General features: G+C 68.3%; 13 protein-coding genes. 3 read left to right on the top strand and 10 right to left on the bottom strand.

Going from position 1 to position 14647, the window contains the following annotated elements:
* Positions 1-174: 174 nt before the first annotated feature.
* Together ACZ6SF_RS13350 and ACZ6SF_RS13345 are read right to left on the bottom strand one after the other, a co-directional pair.
* Positions 175-1719, bottom strand: coding sequence for an acyl-CoA carboxylase subunit beta (locus ACZ6SF_RS13350; RefSeq protein ID WP_466062376.1), 1545 nt, complete (start codon positions 1717-1719; stop codon positions 175-177).
* A gap of 154 nt (positions 1720-1873) precedes the next feature.
* Positions 1874-2455, bottom strand: coding sequence for a TetR/AcrR family transcriptional regulator (locus ACZ6SF_RS13345; RefSeq protein ID WP_466062375.1), 582 nt, complete (start codon positions 2453-2455; stop codon positions 1874-1876).
* 84 nt (positions 2456-2539) lie between these two features.
* Here ACZ6SF_RS13345 and ACZ6SF_RS13340 point away from each other — a divergent pair, with 84 nt between their 5' ends.
* Entirely contained in the window at positions 2540-3421 is an 882-nt protein-coding gene (locus ACZ6SF_RS13340) for an SDR family oxidoreductase (RefSeq protein ID WP_466062374.1), read from the top strand.
* Between the two features lie 39 nt (positions 3422-3460).
* On the opposite strand, the gene ACZ6SF_RS13335 is transcribed toward ACZ6SF_RS13340, so the two are convergent.
* The 3 genes from ACZ6SF_RS13335 to ACZ6SF_RS13325 form a co-directional block, all read right to left on the bottom strand.
* Positions 3461-4492, bottom strand: a complete 1032-nt coding sequence (locus ACZ6SF_RS13335) for a FecCD family ABC transporter permease (RefSeq protein WP_466062373.1) — start codon at positions 4490-4492, stop codon at positions 3461-3463.
* On the bottom strand, positions 4489-5487 hold the full coding sequence (locus ACZ6SF_RS13330; protein ID WP_466062372.1) for an iron chelate uptake ABC transporter family permease subunit: 999 nt from the start codon (positions 5485-5487) through the stop codon (positions 4489-4491). The genes ACZ6SF_RS13335 and ACZ6SF_RS13330 overlap by 4 nt, the downstream gene beginning before the upstream one ends.
* 61 nt (positions 5488-5548) lie before the next feature.
* A complete protein-coding gene (locus tag ACZ6SF_RS13325; protein WP_466062371.1) occupies positions 5549-6535 on the bottom strand; it encodes an ABC transporter substrate-binding protein in 987 nt (328 codons plus the stop codon).
* 153 nt (positions 6536-6688) lie between these two features.
* Here ACZ6SF_RS13325 and ACZ6SF_RS13320 point away from each other — a divergent pair, with 153 nt between their 5' ends.
* A complete protein-coding gene (locus ACZ6SF_RS13320) occupies positions 6689-7468 on the top strand; it encodes a helix-turn-helix domain-containing protein (protein WP_466062370.1) in 780 nt (259 codons plus the stop codon).
* 24 nt (positions 7469-7492) lie between these two features.
* Here the strand turns inward: ACZ6SF_RS13320 and ACZ6SF_RS13315 are convergent, their stop codons facing one another.
* Positions 7493-7960, bottom strand: a complete 468-nt coding sequence (locus tag ACZ6SF_RS13315) for an SRPBCC family protein (RefSeq protein ID WP_466062369.1) — start codon at positions 7958-7960, stop codon at positions 7493-7495.
* A gap of 191 nt (positions 7961-8151) precedes the next feature.
* Between ACZ6SF_RS13315 and ACZ6SF_RS13310 the strand changes: the two genes are divergently transcribed.
* Positions 8152-8895: a MerR family transcriptional regulator gene (locus ACZ6SF_RS13310; RefSeq protein WP_466062368.1), complete on the top strand. Its 744-nt coding sequence runs from the start codon at positions 8152-8154 to the stop codon at positions 8893-8895.
* 13 nt (positions 8896-8908) lie between these two features.
* Here the strand turns inward: ACZ6SF_RS13310 and ACZ6SF_RS13305 are convergent, their stop codons facing one another.
* The 4 genes from ACZ6SF_RS13305 to ACZ6SF_RS13290 all read right to left on the bottom strand — a co-directional run bounded on the left by ACZ6SF_RS13305 (position 8909) and on the right by ACZ6SF_RS13290 (position 14629).
* A complete protein-coding gene (locus tag ACZ6SF_RS13305) occupies positions 8909-10498 on the bottom strand; it encodes an ABC transporter substrate-binding protein (RefSeq protein ID WP_466062367.1) in 1590 nt (529 codons plus the stop codon).
* A gap of 23 nt (positions 10499-10521) precedes the next feature.
* Positions 10522-12486 (bottom strand): hypothetical protein, encoded by a 1965-nt coding sequence (locus tag ACZ6SF_RS13300; protein WP_466062366.1) that lies wholly within the window; start codon positions 12484-12486, stop codon positions 10522-10524.
* A 241-nt stretch (positions 12487-12727) separates the two neighbouring features.
* On the bottom strand, positions 12728-13135 hold the full coding sequence (locus tag ACZ6SF_RS13295) for a hypothetical protein (RefSeq protein ID WP_466062365.1): 408 nt from the start codon (positions 13133-13135) through the stop codon (positions 12728-12730).
* Positions 13136-13297: 162 nt separating this feature from the next.
* A complete protein-coding gene (locus ACZ6SF_RS13290) occupies positions 13298-14629 on the bottom strand; it encodes a DUF2252 domain-containing protein (RefSeq protein ID WP_466062364.1) in 1332 nt (443 codons plus the stop codon).
* Between the last annotated feature and the right edge of the window lie 18 nt (positions 14630-14647).

Raw genomic sequence — 14647 nt, 5'->3', positions numbered from 1 at the left:
TCGATTGACTTGCCGGGGGCCTGGCCGGATCTCTCGAAAATGCCGGCTCGCCTTTCGGGACGTCTCCTTCGAGCGAGTCACATTCTCCGGTGTTCCGGTGTAAGTCCAGTCTCCTCCTGTTCGGGCGTCAGTCAAGACCCCGACAGGAGGTTGTGGCAGGTGAGGAGGCTGTTCTCAGAGTGGCAGCAGATGGTGTTTGCGCGGGTAGCGGATGACCTTCTTGTCGCGCAGCAGCGCCAGGGCGCGGCGTAGTTCCAGGCGGGTGGCCGACGGCTCGATCACGCTGTCGATATAGCCCCGCTCCGCGGCGATCCAGGGGGTCGCGACGGTGGCGTTGTAGAAGTCGATCATCTGCTTGCGCAGTTCGGCGCGTTGATCCTCGGGGGTGGCGTCGAGGACCTTGCGCTGCGTCAGGCCGACCGCGCTGTCGGCGCCCATCACCGCGATACGGGCCGTGGGCCAGGCCAGGTAGACATCGCAGCCCAGGGCCTTCGCGCCCATCACGGCCCAGCCGCCGCCGTAGGCCTTGCGGACCACCACCGTGACCTTGGGGACGGTGGCCTCCACATAGGCGAACAGGAACCGGCCGCCGCGTTTGATGACGCCGACCTTCTCCTGCTCCACGCCGGGCAGGAAGCCGGGGGTGTCCACCACCAGCACCAGCGGGATCTCGAAGGCGTTGCAGATATGGATGAAATGCGCGGCCTTGTCCCCGGCCTTGGCATCGAGCGCGCCCGCCAGCACGGTCGGCTGGTTGGCGACCACACCCACCGGCCGGCCGTCGACGCGGGCGAAACCGGTGATCAGGTTCTGGGTGGCCGCCGCGCCGATCTCGTGGAACTCGCCGTCGTCGAAGATCCGCAGCAGCACGTCGTGCATATCGTAGACCGCGTTGTCCGAGTCCGGGACCAGCGTGTTCAGCGTCAGATCGGATTCGGTGACCTGCGGTTCCAGGCCGGCGTTGACGACCGGCGGGAGTTCGACGGCGCTCGACGGCAGATAGCTCAGATAGTTGCGGACCCAGGCGAAGGCAGCCGCCTCGTCCTTGGCGATGTGGTGGATATTGCCGTAGGCGGCCTGGTTGTAGGCGCCGCCCAGCTCCTCCATATCGACCTTCTCGCCGATGGCGTCCTCGATGATCTTGGGGCCGGTGACGAACATATGGGCGCTCTCGGTGGCGACCACGACATCGGTGCAGATCGGCTGGTACACCGCACCGGCGGCGCAGTTGCCCAGAATGAGCGACACCATCGGCACCGAGCCCGACAGCGGTTCCATCATGGTCGCCAGTTCGCCGTACCAGCGCAGCGAGGTGACGGCCTCCTGCACGCGCGCGCCGCCGGAGTCGTTGATGCCGATCAGCGGGCAGCCGGTCTTGCCCGCGAGTTCCATGATCGCGGCGACCTTGCGGCCGAACATCTCGCCGATGGTGCCGCCGTACACGGTCTGATCGTGGGAGAACACCGCCACCGGCCGGCCATCGACCAGCCCGCGCCCGGTGACCACGCCGTCGCCGTAGAGGGAGTCCCTATCGGCCGGATTGCGTACCAGCGCACCGATTTCGACGAAGGTGCCCGGGTCCAGCAGCATATCGATGCGCTCGCGCGCCGACGGTATGCCCTTGCGTGCGCGTTTGGCGGCTCCCGCCTCGCCGGCCGGTTCCTGTGCGATCTCGAGCTTCTTGCGCAGGTCGGCAAGTTTTTCGGCGGTAGAACTCATCTAATTACATCCAGGTTGATCAGCAGGAGCACCACACCGTCGTCGGGGGCGGTAGATACCGTACCCGGACGGGCGGTCGTGCGGGTTTGTGAGCTCTCACCGATAACGGGCCCGGCGGATTCGCCGGGCGCGGTGCGCCGCGGTCGCGGGCGGATCAGCGCAGCGACGCCCCGGCCACCCGCAGTTCGTCGAGGGCGGCCAGCACATACCCGGCCAGTTCGTCGGCGGCGTCGCGATCGCCCTCCGACGTCCATTCCGCGAATCCGCGTTTGAAGGCGAGGACGCCCAGTTCGCTCGCGAGCGCCGCGGTCGGATCGGGTACCCCGCGGGCGAGGAGCGCGGCCGACATGGCGGCCGCGAGGCCGATGCTCTTGAGCGCGTCGCGTTCCTGGAGTTCGGTGCTGGCCGCGATGGCGGCCTTCAGCCGGGGGGCGAGTTCGCGATTCATCGGACCCAGTGCGGTCGAGGCGCGCTCGAGGCCGGCCGCGACCGCCTGGAGCGGCCCGGCGCCGGCGGGGGCGGCGGCGATTCCTTCGGTCAGCAACCGGCTCAACGTTTCCTGTCCGGCCACCAGTACTTCGCGCTTATCGGGGAAGTGCCGGAAGAACGTGCTCTTCGTGACGCCGGCGCGTTCGGCGATCTGGGAGACCGTGGTGGCGTCGTATCCCTGCTCGGTGAACAGGTCGACGGCGGCCACGACGAGGCGATCGCGCGCTCCTGGTTCCCACCGTGCCATGGCTCCACTATATGTGACGGGACAAGAGTCCCGTCACTTGCTACAGTGATGAGATAAGAGTCCCATCACTGTCAGGAGAGGTCCATGCGTGTTTTCGTCACCGGCGGTACCGGTCTGATCGGGTCCGCCGTCGTCGCCGAACTGCTCGGCCACGGTCATTCCGTGCTCGCGCTCACCCGCTCCGACGCCTCGGCCCGCGCCGCGGAGAAGGCCGGCGCCGAAACGGTCCGGGGCGCGCTGGCCGACCTGGACGTCCTGCGCGCCGGCGCCGCCGGGTCCGACGGGGTGATCCATCTGGCGTTCGGCAACGATTTCAGCAGCGCGGAGGCGCTGGCGCGGGCCGTCGGGGAGGAAAGCGCCGCACTCACCACCCTCGGTGAGTCGCTCATCGGCAGCGATCGTCCCCTGGTCACCGTCGCGGGCACGCCCTCCGTGCCGGGTCGCCCCTCGACCGAATCCGACCCGCTGTCGACCGACGGACCGGTCGGCGGCCGCGGCCGCACGGTGACCGAGATCCTCGGCCTCGCCGAGCGCGGGGTCCGCAGCACGGCGGTACGGTTGCCGCGCACGGTGCACAACGAGGGCGACGGCGGGTTCGCGGGTCTGCTGACCGGTATCGCCCGCCGGACCGGCGTATCCGGCTACCCGGGCGACGGCGCCCAGCGCTGGCCGGCCGTGCACGCCCGCGACGCCGCCGTCCTCTTCCGGCTGGCCCTGGAGACCGCGGAGGCGGGCACCTCCTGGCATGCCGTGGCCGACGAAGGCGACCGGGTCGCCGATATCGCCGCGGTCATCGGCCGCCGGCTGGGCCTGCCCGTCGAATCGGTCCCGGAGCAGACCTACGGACTGCTGGGCCCGATCTTCGCTACCGACCAGCCCTCCTCCAGCGCCGACACCCGGCAGGCACTGGGCTGGAAACCCGAACATCCCGGCCTGCTGGCGGATCTGGAGAACATCCGGCCCTGATCGAGCGGCACGGTACCGGTCGCACGAGGTATCGGCGGCTCACCAGTGCCGGGTCTCACGTAAGAGCAACCAGACGAGATAGGAGCCGCCGAGGCAGACGGTGACGGCCCCGACCGGGAGATCCGCCTCCGGAATCGCGTGCTGTGCCACGAGATCCGCCGCCGACATGAGCACCGCGCCGGTGAGGGCCGCCTCGAGCGGGTCTGCGGATGAGCCGTGGCCGGTGAGCCGGCCGGCGATCTGTGGTGCGGCGAGCGCGATGAACGCGACCGGCCCGGTGACCGCGGTGGCGATCGCAGTGAGCAGGCTCGCGAGGACGAGCAACAGCACCTTGCTCCGTTCGACCGCGACCCCGAGCATCGCGGCGGTCTCCTCGCCGAGTTCCAGTTGGCGCATCCGCCGCCCGGCGACCGGGGCGGCCGAGAACAGGACGAGTGTCATGACGGCCGACAGCAGCACCGGTGGCCATTCCACCCCGGACAGCGTGCCCGCGCCCCATACCGCCACCTGTAAGGCGTCGTCCAGGTCGGCCTTCACGCCGAACCAGGTGTTGACCGACGACAGCATGGCGCTGACCGCGATACCGACGATGATGAGCCGGATTCCGCGCACCCCTTGCCGGAAGGCGAGCAGGTAGACGATCGCGGCCGCGCCCAGTCCGCCGAGCATCGCACCGGTCGCGCGGGCGCCGAAGCTGTGGGCGCCCAGCGTCATCGCGCAGACCACACCGGTGTAGGCGCCGGCGTTCAACCCGATGACGTCCGGGCTGCCGAGCGGATTGCGGGTGAGGGATTGGAAGATCGATCCGCCGGCCCCCAGGCACGCGCCGAACAGGAGCGCGGCCACGGCCCGCGGCGCCCGCCATTCGACCACGACGAGCCGGTCGGCGGAGTCCGCGCCCGGGCCCAGCGCCGCGATCACCTCGCCGGGCGAGAGGGAGCGGGTGCCCAGCATCAGCGCGGCCAGCAGACAGGCGATCAGCGCGCAGCTCAGGAGTACGCCCACGATCACGGTCCGGACCGTGGTGCGCCGGCTGAACCTACCGGCGCGGAGAACGAGAACGTGGCTCATGACGGCTCTACTCGGCTTCGCCGGATCAGCGCGATGAGCACGGGGGCGCCCAGGAAGGCGGTGACCACACCGACCTGGAGTTCGGCCGGCCGGATGATCAGCCGCCCGACGATATCGGAGAGCAGGACCAGCACGGGCGCGAGCACCAGGGTGAAGGGCATGATCCAGCGCTGGTCGGGGCCGGTGATCCGGCGGACCGCGTGCGGGACCATCAGGCCGATGAACACCAGCGGTCCCGCCGCCGCGGTCGCCGCGCCGCACAGCAGGGTCACCGCGACCACGGCGGCCGCGCGGACAAGGGTGAGCCGCACCCCGACCGCCGCGGCGAGTTCGTCGCCCAGTGCGAGCGCGTTGAGCGACCGGGCGCATGCCACTGCCGTCACCAGCCCCACGACGAGGAAAGGCCAGATCACCTGGATAGTGCCCGCGGGCCGGTCGGCGATGGTGCCCGCGTCCCAGAACCGCATCCGGTCGAATGTTTCCGGGTCGAGCAGCGCCATCGTTTTCGTCGCACCGGTGAGTACGGCCCCCAGCGCGACGCCGACCAGCGTCAGTCGCAGCGGATTCGCCCCGCCGGGCGCGCGCGAGGCGATCCCGTACACGAGGGCGGTGGCCACGACCGCACCCGCGAAACCGAACCAGAGGTACTGCTCGATCTCGGTGACCCCGAACACCGCGACTCCGAGGACGATGGCGAAACCGGCGCCGCCGTTCACGCCCAGAATCCCCGGATCGGCCAGCGGATTACGGGTCAGGCCCTGGATGAGCGCCCCCGCGACCCCCAGCGCGGCGCCGACGAGAAGGCCGAGGATCGTGCGCGGGACGCGCAGGGTGCGGACGGTCAGATGATCCATACTGCCGTCCGGGGCGGTCAGCGCGTCCCACACGGTGGACAGCGGCAGGTTCACCGACCCGACAGCGATACTGGCCGCCATCGCGCCGGCCAGTACCAGCACCGACAGGATGAACCAGCCCATCCGGCGCGTGACGCGCACGGATGGGCGTGGCAGGGCGGTAGTGGAGACCGGCCGAGGTGAGACCATCGTCGTTGCGGTCCTAGGAGAACTGCTTCTCGACGAGGTCCAGTAACGCCATCGCCTCGTCGTAGTCGCCGCGGACGGCCCAGTACGGCAGGTCGTAGGCGTGTTCTCCGGCGAAGGCGGGAAGTTTCGCGTACACGGGCTGCTTCGCGAGCGTCGCGATATCGGTGGTGTCGCCGTTGAAACCGGTGACGAACACCGTCGGCGTCGTAATGAGCCGGCCGACCTGTTCCGTCGACAGTTCCGCCATATCCCCGCCCGGCTTGTACGGCTGGAGACCGTTCTTCTCGACCAGCGGTGCGGGCCGCAATCCCACTTCGGCCAGTGTCTGCGGCAGCCCCATGTTCTCGAACAGCAGATACGGGGTGTTGTCCGCGGTGATCGTCAGATAGCTCACCGGGCCCGGCGGCGGGGTGATCGCCTGCTTCACCTCGGCGACCCGCTTGTCGTAGTCGGCGACGTACCCGTCGTAGGCGTCGCGTTTGTCGAAGACCTCACCGGCGAGGAATCCGAACTGGTCCTGCCAGGTGGCCAGCGAACTGTCCACCAAGACCGTGGGCGCGATCGCGCTGAGCCGGTCGTAGCCCTTGGTGGCGAGCGCGAACGGCAGGCCGAGTCCACCCGCCACGATCAGGTCCGGATCGGCCTCGAGGATCGCCTCGTAATCGAAGCCGTCGGCGCTCCACGACAGCAGGTCGGTCTTGTCCGCGGCGGCGTCGTCCTTCCAGAATTCCGAGAACGCACCCTGTTTGTCGGAGTCCTCGGAGGTGGTCGCGACCACGGGAACGTCCAGGTCGTACAGGTATCCGGCCAAGGCGTAGTTGAGTACGACCACCCGCTGGGGGTTCGCGGGCACGGTCACCTCGCCGTGGTCGGTGTGCACGGTCCTGGTCGCCGCGGCGGCTGTCTCCGGATCCGAGGCGGAACAGCCTGCCAGCGTCACCGCGGCGGCGGTGAGCGCGGCGGCAAGGACGACGGGGAGCCGACGGCGACGCGATCGCATTGAACCTCGATCCAGAACAGAACGAAGCCCGCCACGACCGAAGCGTGAGGGGCAGCTGAAAGTGAGGTTAGTCTAACCTTCTCAATCGCGGTGATCGCTCCGGAAGCGACATCGGTCCGGCACCGATACGACACGATGACAGGAGGGCCGGGAATGAACGCGCCTCTCGAACTCGTCTCCGCCGTTCCGGTGAACTCCATCCGTTTCCTGGGCCACGACATGCACGAACACGACGTACCGCACCTGATCCACATCCTCACCGGGTACGCCGACGTGGTCGCCGACGGGGAACGGATGCGGTTGCACGCGCGGGAGAACCTGTGGCTGGCGCCCCGGGTACCGCATTCGGCAGCGCTGTCCGCGGGCGGTGTCGCACTGGGGCCGATGCTGCCCGCGGGAGCCCGGCCGCGCGGCCGGACGCAGCGGCTCGGCGTCGTCCCCGCCCTGACGGATCTGATGACGACCGTCCTCGCCGCCGGTCCGGCGACCACCGAACAGATCACTCCGTTCCGCGGCGCGCTCGACGCGCTGCTGCGATCGCTGAATACGCAGTACTTTCCGCTGACTCTGCCCGCGCACCCGGTTGCGCGGGCGATCGCGCACGACAGTGTCACCTCGGGCCGGACGCTCGACGAATTGGCGGCGCAGCGGCATATCAGCGTTCGTCAGGTGCAACGGCACTTCCACGACGAGACCGGACTGACCTTCACGCGATGGCGTGCGCGGGCGCGGCTCAATATCGCTCTCACCCGGCTGCGCGGCGGGGATACGCTGACGGTCGCGGCCCAGCTGGCCGGGTACGCCACCCGCGGTGGACTGCTCAAGGCGCTGCACCGGGAGACCGGAATTCCGGTAGCGGTTCTCTCCGGGAGTCCGCTGGAGGCACTCGCGGCGGCCGGTCGTGCCGGCGGTAGACCGTTGAGGTCTGCCTGACCGCCGCTGTGCCGCCGGGACCGGCTACTTGTTCTCCACCGTCCTGGCCAGGATGCCCAGGGTCGCCCGCAGCCCCGACTCGGGAATGATCGGGAAGATCTTCGCCTCGCGATAGGGTGCCGCGATCTTGCTCCAGTCGTAGTACGACGTCACCAGGGTGCCCGTCGCGCTGGGCCGCAGGCGATAGCCGTAGAGGTGTTCGATCGGCGGCTGGATCTGCCCGGAGATCGTCCACTCGATATGGGCGTCCTTCTCGAACGCGGTGATGATCACGGTGACGTCGTATTTGCCCATCGGGAAGTCGTTGAGCGATTCGCGATCCATATGCACGACGAATTCGTCGCCCGCGGCCGCGACGGGGTCGCCTTCCGCGGATTGCAGCATGCCCGAGCTGTCGATCGCCACATGTCCGGCGGGGGAGCACAGCAGGGCGAAGATCTCGGCGGGTGGTGCGGCGATCTCACGCTGGACCTCGAACCGTTCGTCACTCATGGGATCCACCCTCGCACAATCGCCGCGCGGCAGGCGGGTGAGCCGTCGAAGACCGCCGGCGCCGCTACGGCACGAGGACGGGCCGGGGTCCGGATCTTGACCCTGCCCCCGGGGCATGGTTTGGAATATCCGGAAGGCCCCGGGCCGGGCGTCCGCTCGGGCCGTGGCGGCGAGGAGGCGAGGAGGCGGCGATGGCGTGGAGTACCCGGCAGCTCGCGGAACTGGCGGGGTCGACGGTGAAGGCGGTCCGCTACTACCACGAGATCGGGCTCCTCGACGAGCCGCGGCGCCGGTCCAACGGCTACAAACAATACGAGGTCGAGCATCTGATCCGGCTGTTGCGGATCAAACGGCTCAGCGATCTCGGCGTCCCTCTGTCGCAGATCGCGGCGATGGATAACGCGGACGAGGATCCGGACCGGTCGCTTCGCGTCCTGGACGCCGAACTCGAGGCCACGGTCGACCGGCTGAACCGGATCCGGGCGGAGCTCGCCGTCGTCCTGCGGCACCGCGCGCCGGCGTATACGCCGGCGGAGTTCGCGCCGGTGGTCGCGCTGGGCATGCCCGAAACACACCAGTCGTTGCTCATGGTCTACTCGACCGTGCTGAGCGACCGGTCGCTGGGCGTGCTCCGGGAGATGCTCGCCGAACGGGACCCCGTGGACGTCGAGTTCGAGAACCTCGCGGCCGACGCCGACGACGCGGTGATCGATTCCCTCGTCGAGCGGATGGTGCCGGTTACCCTCCGTACGCGCGAGCGATATCCGCTGTCGACCGATCTGGCCGCGGACGCGCCGGGCGGGAAGCGGCACGCCGAGGATACGGTCGCCCGGGCGATGATCGCGCTGTACAACCGGGCACAGCTGTGCGCGGTACATCGGCTGAACATCCGGCTGGCCCGTCTCGCCGAAGAATCCCAGGAGCCCGGGCCGTAGCGCCCGGCCCCTGTCAGCGGGTACACGCGGGCATCGGTTTCCCGGGTTCGGCCACCACCACGGGCACATAGGAGATCTTGTCCGCGTCCAGGGCGGGAGGGCACACCCGTACGACCGCCGGGCCGGGATCGGTGCGATTACCGCTGTTGTCGAAGACGATGGGGCCGCCCGCGCCGGGCACCGAGTTCTCCGCATCGGTGAAACCGCTGATCACGGTGTTCACTTCGCTGCGCTGCACGGTCTGGCCGGCGGGCAGGGTCTGGACCGCGGTGGAGATGGTGACGAGCGCGTCGAAGGCATTGATCGCCCACCCGTCGTCGACATGGGCGAGGTCGAAACCGGCCTCCCGGAACGCCGCGGTGAACTCGGTCCAGTTCGGGTTGCCGGTCTGCGCACTGGCCTCGCCGCTGACCATGGTGAACAGGAGCCGGATGCGGCCGTCGCGGAGAGCGTCCGAGCGCAGGGCCTGGTTGCGCAGGTCCTCCAGCGCGGGATCGGCCTCCACTGTGCGCATTCGGTTGCCGTCCGACGTACTCACCACGGTCACCGACGGTGCCGCGCACTGACCGTTGGAATAGGCCTCGTCGAAACTGTAGAGCAGTCTGCCCAGGTCCCGCCCGCGCGCCAGATAGATCACGGTCGTCTCGGCGGGGGTGGCGCAGACGCGTCGCGCGGTCTGCGGCACCGTGGTGGGCTCGACCGAATCGAATTTCACCTCCGGCACGTCGGGTCCGTAGGCACGGTGTATCAGGGGCAGCGCGGTGCAGGTGTAGGGGTCCGAACCGCCGGTGGGCACCGCGATGAAATCGGGCGCGGCGGGCAGGACCGCCGCGATCTCGTCCACCTGTTTCGCGGCCCGGAACGCCACCCGGTAGAAGTAGCCCTTTCCGACTCCCTGCGGATAGGTGATATCCGCATCGCAGGATCCGAAATCGGGGGAGTCCTCGCGTGATCCGCTCTGATCGAAGCCTTCGGCGGTGACCACGTCGGAAACCATCGGCAGCTTCTGCTCGGCCAGGGTGTCGGCGATCTCGGCGGTGGTCTGATGGCTCAATCCCACCCCCGCCACCGCGACGACGTCCTCGCGCTCGGCCACCGCCCGGGCGACGGAAACAGCATCCCCGCTGCCGTTGTAGTCACCGAGATTGCCGACCACGAGGCGCATGGGATGGATACAGCCGGTGCCGTTGGCGCGCCGCTGCGCGGCCGCCATTCCCTCGAGTTCGTGCACGGCGCGACTGCCCGCCTGGTCGTCGGTCATGGTGAGAAGCACACCCACGGTGACCGGTGTGCCCGAGCACTGGGCACCGGCCGATCCGTTCTGGTCGGCGATCACGCGCATCACGCCGTCGAAGGCCGGGATGCCGAACGCGTAGGGTCCCTCGGACAATCCCACGCAGTCGTCACCGGCGGCCCAGGCGGCGGTGGACGGGCCGCCCGCGTTGCAGGTGACGATATGGTGCACGTATTCCTTGGAGTGCCAGGCTAATGCGGCCAGCGCGACCAGCAACACGGTCAGGCCCAGCCGCAGCCAGCGGGTCCACAGATGCGGGAGCGGCGCCTTCTTGTTCGGCCAGATGAACCACCTGTAGTTCGGTTCCACGGAAGCGCTCCTCGTTCGAAAGATCAGTGGTATTCGGCCGCGAGTTTGGCGTAGTGGATACTGCGCACTCGGAACGGATCGGGGTCGTCGGTGCCCGACGAGGCCAGTTCCAGGTACCGGCCGCTGATCCGGCGGCACAAACGGGCCTTCTGCTCCCTCGTGGTGATCCGCGGGTCGGAGTCGAATACCGATGTGGCCGCCAGCAACAGGGTTATCGATTGCTGGTCGGTGGTGCCGCGATCGGGTGCGTCGAGCACGGCCTGGTCGGTGCGGCGTGGATCGAAAACCGCGACGATCTGGTCGAATTCGGCCAGCCACTGCGCGGCCGTGAGCAGGGCGAGTGATGTGGTCAGCTCGTCGGCGACGGCGGCGGACCCCTCGAGAAGGCGTTTGTAGTACAGCCTCGCGACCCGGTCGTCGGGTTGTGCCGCCTGGAAGAGGAGCCGGAAGATCCGATCCCACCCGATACGCGGCTCCTCGCGCGCGGTCAGTATCCGCAAACCGAGTGTGCGAACAGCAGGCGGCAGTACCGCGGCGGACTCGTCCGGCGTAGCCGTCCACAGCGAGGTCGATTCGAACAGCACCGAATCGTGACCGATACCGTCGGGAAGAGCGGAAACGAGCAACTTCGCTTCGCGTTTGTTCCGGGCCGCCGAGATGGTCACCAGAGCCTCTTCGAGGTCGCTGTCCATGGATCGGTGCGGACTCAGCGCCCGGACGAAGGGCGACAGGAGCTGCTGCTGGAATGTCGTCGCGGAGACGCGGCCGGGCCCATCCAGCACCGAATCGAGGTCGCCGACCAGAGCCGTCTCATCGCGGATCTGCTCGAAGAGGGAAGCCGTCGTCGCCGGATGGCCCCGGCCGAACCGGTGGATGGGCCGGCCGATCGTCGCGGGGGTGACGGAATCGATCTGTCTGGCCAAGGTGTCCACCTCGGCGGCGGAGAAGCTCGTCAATCCGAGGCGCAGCCAGGCCCGGTTCGGATTCGCGGGTAACCCGGAACCGCCGCTCCGGCCGGAGCGCAGCGGATCAGGAGGGTGTGGGGAGATCTCGGGAACCCGCAGCGTTCGGGCCAGTTCGTCCGCCAGCAGTCCGGAACTCGCGGCGACGACCGCCAACGGGTCGGTATCGCCGACACCGACAGCCGTCAGCGAGCTCCGGGCCCGCAGTAGTGAACTCAGGAACGCCACCGCTGCCGGTGCGTCCGCATCGTCGAGGAGTACCAGCACACCGGGCCGGCGTCCCCGCACCCGGGCCGCGCTTTCCCGCAGATCGGCCAGAAAGGCGCCGAACACGAGATCGTCTATCCCGCTGCGGACAGCGGGGTCCTGGTGGCCGGCCTGCAGCGCGAGGCGGATCAGCACATCCTCGGGATCTTGGCGCAGGCCCAGGTCCTGATGACCGAACCAGGGCACTGCCGCCCGCCAGGTGATGCGGGTCAGCCAGGTGCCGTGGACCAGGCGGCGCACGACCATATCGTTGATCTGCTGGGTCACCGCCGGGGCGACGATTGCTACTCCCGGAACGCCCAGTCCCGCCGCCTGGTCGCCGACCACGGCGACCAGGCCGTTGACGAGCTGGACGAGGCTCTGACCGTGCCGATGGCGGTTGAGCTCGGCCCGGAGATGGGTCTTCTGCTCGGTGACCGGCACGTGGTCGAGGCCGGCGTTGATGGCGATCTGCGCGACCATCATCCGCGGGAAGGCCACGGAGTAGCCGGGGATCCCGGGGCTCAGCCCCAGCATCACCGCGGCCGTCACCGGCCGGATGGGGTCCTGATCGCTGTAGGGGCGTTCGAGCGGGCGTACCAGCACGGTGGGTGTCCGGCCGCGCCACGCGGAGTAGATCTGATTCAGGGTCGCGGTGCGTCCCGAGCCGCCGCATCCTTCTACCGTGAGCAACGGACGGACGGGGCTTTCACCCGCCCCATCGGGTGCGTACACCAGCTGATCGACGAAGTGCAGCAATTCGGTGCGTCCGACGAACATCCACCCCTCCTGTGGACCGTGCGAACCCGGACGAGCGATCCGGGATTCCCGGCCCGGATCCTCGCCTGCCGCCGCCGCGTCACCGAAGTTCGTCGGGCGCAGAATATTTCGGCAGCCGGTCCTCCCGCAGGATACCCGCAGCGGGATCACCGTGCACCGGAACTCGGAGCATCCTCATACCGCGCCAGAACGCGGCGACCATCGATTCTTCGACGGTCTGCCGGTGGTACATCGCGCCGATCTATCGGCCGCAGTGCACGTCGAACTCCTCGTACTTGTCCTCTTCTATGTATCCACCCCAGTTGATGCATTTGCCCGCGGCGGAGAGGAATACGGGACCGGCGTATTCGGTGAAGTCGCCCCGCTGCTGGTTCAGCTCCTTGTTGCCGTTCGCGAGCTGCAGTCCGGCTCCCATCGGCTTCTTCGCGCCCGGGTCGTTGCGCACGGTGACCACACAGTTCTTCTCACCGTTGTAGGTGAGGTACACCGTGCCGCCCTTCACATCGTGCGAGTTGATCACGTCGTATCCGGCGCCGCACTGGCCGCCGTAGGGCGCGGCGTTCGCGGTGGCCGGAAAGAACGCCGCTGCCGCCGCCGTCATGCCGAGGACTCCCGCCGCCGCGGCGAGGGTCTTCCTGACGTCGATCATGTGAAACCCCTTCTCGCTAAGTAGTACTTCACGGAAATTGGTACCACTTAAGAAGGGTTGCGGCGGTCGGCAACTCCCCAGATATGGTGAAACAGGGAAGTTCCGGATTCGCGTAGTCCGGAATCCGGGCTGCTCAGCGCATTGCGGACGGCACAGGGCCGATCAGTCGCCCGACGCGCGTTCGAGACCGGGGATCTCGCCGTTGCGGAAGGCATCGACGAAGAGTTCGTGGTCCGCGCGGGTGCGGCGCGCGTACGACTGGCCGAAATCGACCATATCGCGGATGAAATCCGCCTCATCGGACCCGATGACCGCGACGATCGCCTCCTCGCTCTGGAAATCGACCAGCGTCTGCTCGGAATCGGCGTCGGAGACGCAGTGCATTCCCGCGGTGGCCTGGCCGAGGTACTCGACCACCGGCCGCATCTCGTTCGGCTCGGTGAGATCGGACCAGTCGAGGTCGCTGACGTAGGGGGAGAGTTCGGAGACGATATAGCCCGCGCCCCCGATCTCGGTGTAGCCGAGCCACGGGTCGGCGTGCGCCTGGAGTGCGCGCTGGGAGACGGCGGTGCGGTGGCCGTGGTGCCGGAAATACTTCCGGATCCGCTCGTCGCGCACGATCCGGCTGGGCGCGGCCACGTTCCCCTGTTTCATGGACAGGATCACATCGTTCTCCAGCGCCTCGGTCTGGCCTTCCACCAGGATGTTGTAGGCGGGCAGACCGGCCGAGCCGATCCCGAATCCGCTGCGGCCCACGATATCTTTCACGTCGTAGGTGATGCTCCGGAACCGCTTGTGCTCCGGGATGGTGTCGAGGTACCGGGTGAACGCCTGCCGCACGGCCGCGCGCTCGTCGTCGTCCAGGGCCCGGACGCCTTTGCCGGGGCGGAACCGGCGCTCGTAGTTCTCGACCATCGTCGTATTCGCCAGCAGCGATGTGCGGGTGTTCATCCGCGCGTCGAGCAGTACATCGTGGACCGGGCCCTCGGTATTGCGCAGATGTAGTTTGAAATCCTGTTCCTCGCGGGTGCCGTCGTGGAACGCCCGCACGAGGTCCACATAGGCGCGCACATAGGTTTCGATCAGCATCTCGATATCGGCGTCGGAGACCGCCTTGCGGCGGGCCAGCAGCGCCACACTGGCGCAGAACCGTTTGATATCCCAGGTGAACGAACCCAGGTAGGCCTCGTCGAAATCGTTGACATCGAAGACGAATTGTCCGGCGGAGTCCATATAGGTGCCGAAGTTCTCGGCGTGCAGGTCGCCCTGGATCCAGATCCGGCCGGTGCGCTCATCGGCCCACCGGTCCTCGGCGGCGGCCATATCCCGGTAGAACAGGCAGGCCGATCCGCGATAGAAGGCGAACGGATTATCGGCCATCTTGCGGAACTTCTTGCGGAACGCGGCCGGGTCGCCGCTGATCATGTCACCGAAGGCCTCGGTGAACACCTCGACGATCTCGGCCATGCGGTCCTGCGGATTCTGCTCGCTCATACCGTTGTCCATACCCAC

It is taken from the genome of Nocardia sp. NPDC049935 (assembly GCF_055586645.1).
Note: the sequence above shows the minus strand (reverse complement) of the source record. Positions and strands in the feature narration are given on the sequence as shown.

Coding starts and splice junctions, on each gene's coding strand:
- ACZ6SF_RS13290 (WP_466062364.1), bottom strand. CDS start 14,629: ATGAGCGAGCAGAATCCGCAGGACCGCATGGCCGAGATCGTCGAGGTG.
- ACZ6SF_RS13295 (WP_466062365.1), bottom strand. CDS start 13,135: ATGATCGACGTCAGGAAGACCCTCGCCGCGGCGGCGGGAGTCCTCGGC.
- ACZ6SF_RS13350 (WP_466062376.1), bottom strand. CDS start 1,719: ATGAGTTCTACCGCCGAAAAACTTGCCGACCTGCGCAAGAAGCTCGAG.
- ACZ6SF_RS13325 (WP_466062371.1), bottom strand. CDS start 6,535: ATGCGATCGCGTCGCCGTCGGCTCCCCGTCGTCCTTGCCGCCGCGCTC.
- ACZ6SF_RS13310 (WP_466062368.1), top strand. CDS start 8,152: ATGGCGTGGAGTACCCGGCAGCTCGCGGAACTGGCGGGGTCGACGGTG.
- ACZ6SF_RS13320 (WP_466062370.1), top strand. CDS start 6,689: ATGAACGCGCCTCTCGAACTCGTCTCCGCCGTTCCGGTGAACTCCATC.
- ACZ6SF_RS13335 (WP_466062373.1), bottom strand. CDS start 4,492: ATGAGCCACGTTCTCGTTCTCCGCGCCGGTAGGTTCAGCCGGCGCACC.
- ACZ6SF_RS13345 (WP_466062375.1), bottom strand. CDS start 2,455: ATGGCACGGTGGGAACCAGGAGCGCGCGATCGCCTCGTCGTGGCCGCC.
- ACZ6SF_RS13315 (WP_466062369.1), bottom strand. CDS start 7,960: ATGAGTGACGAACGGTTCGAGGTCCAGCGTGAGATCGCCGCACCACCC.
- ACZ6SF_RS13300 (WP_466062366.1), bottom strand. CDS start 12,486: ATGTTCGTCGGACGCACCGAATTGCTGCACTTCGTCGATCAGCTGGTG.
- ACZ6SF_RS13340 (WP_466062374.1), top strand. CDS start 2,540: ATGCGTGTTTTCGTCACCGGCGGTACCGGTCTGATCGGGTCCGCCGTC.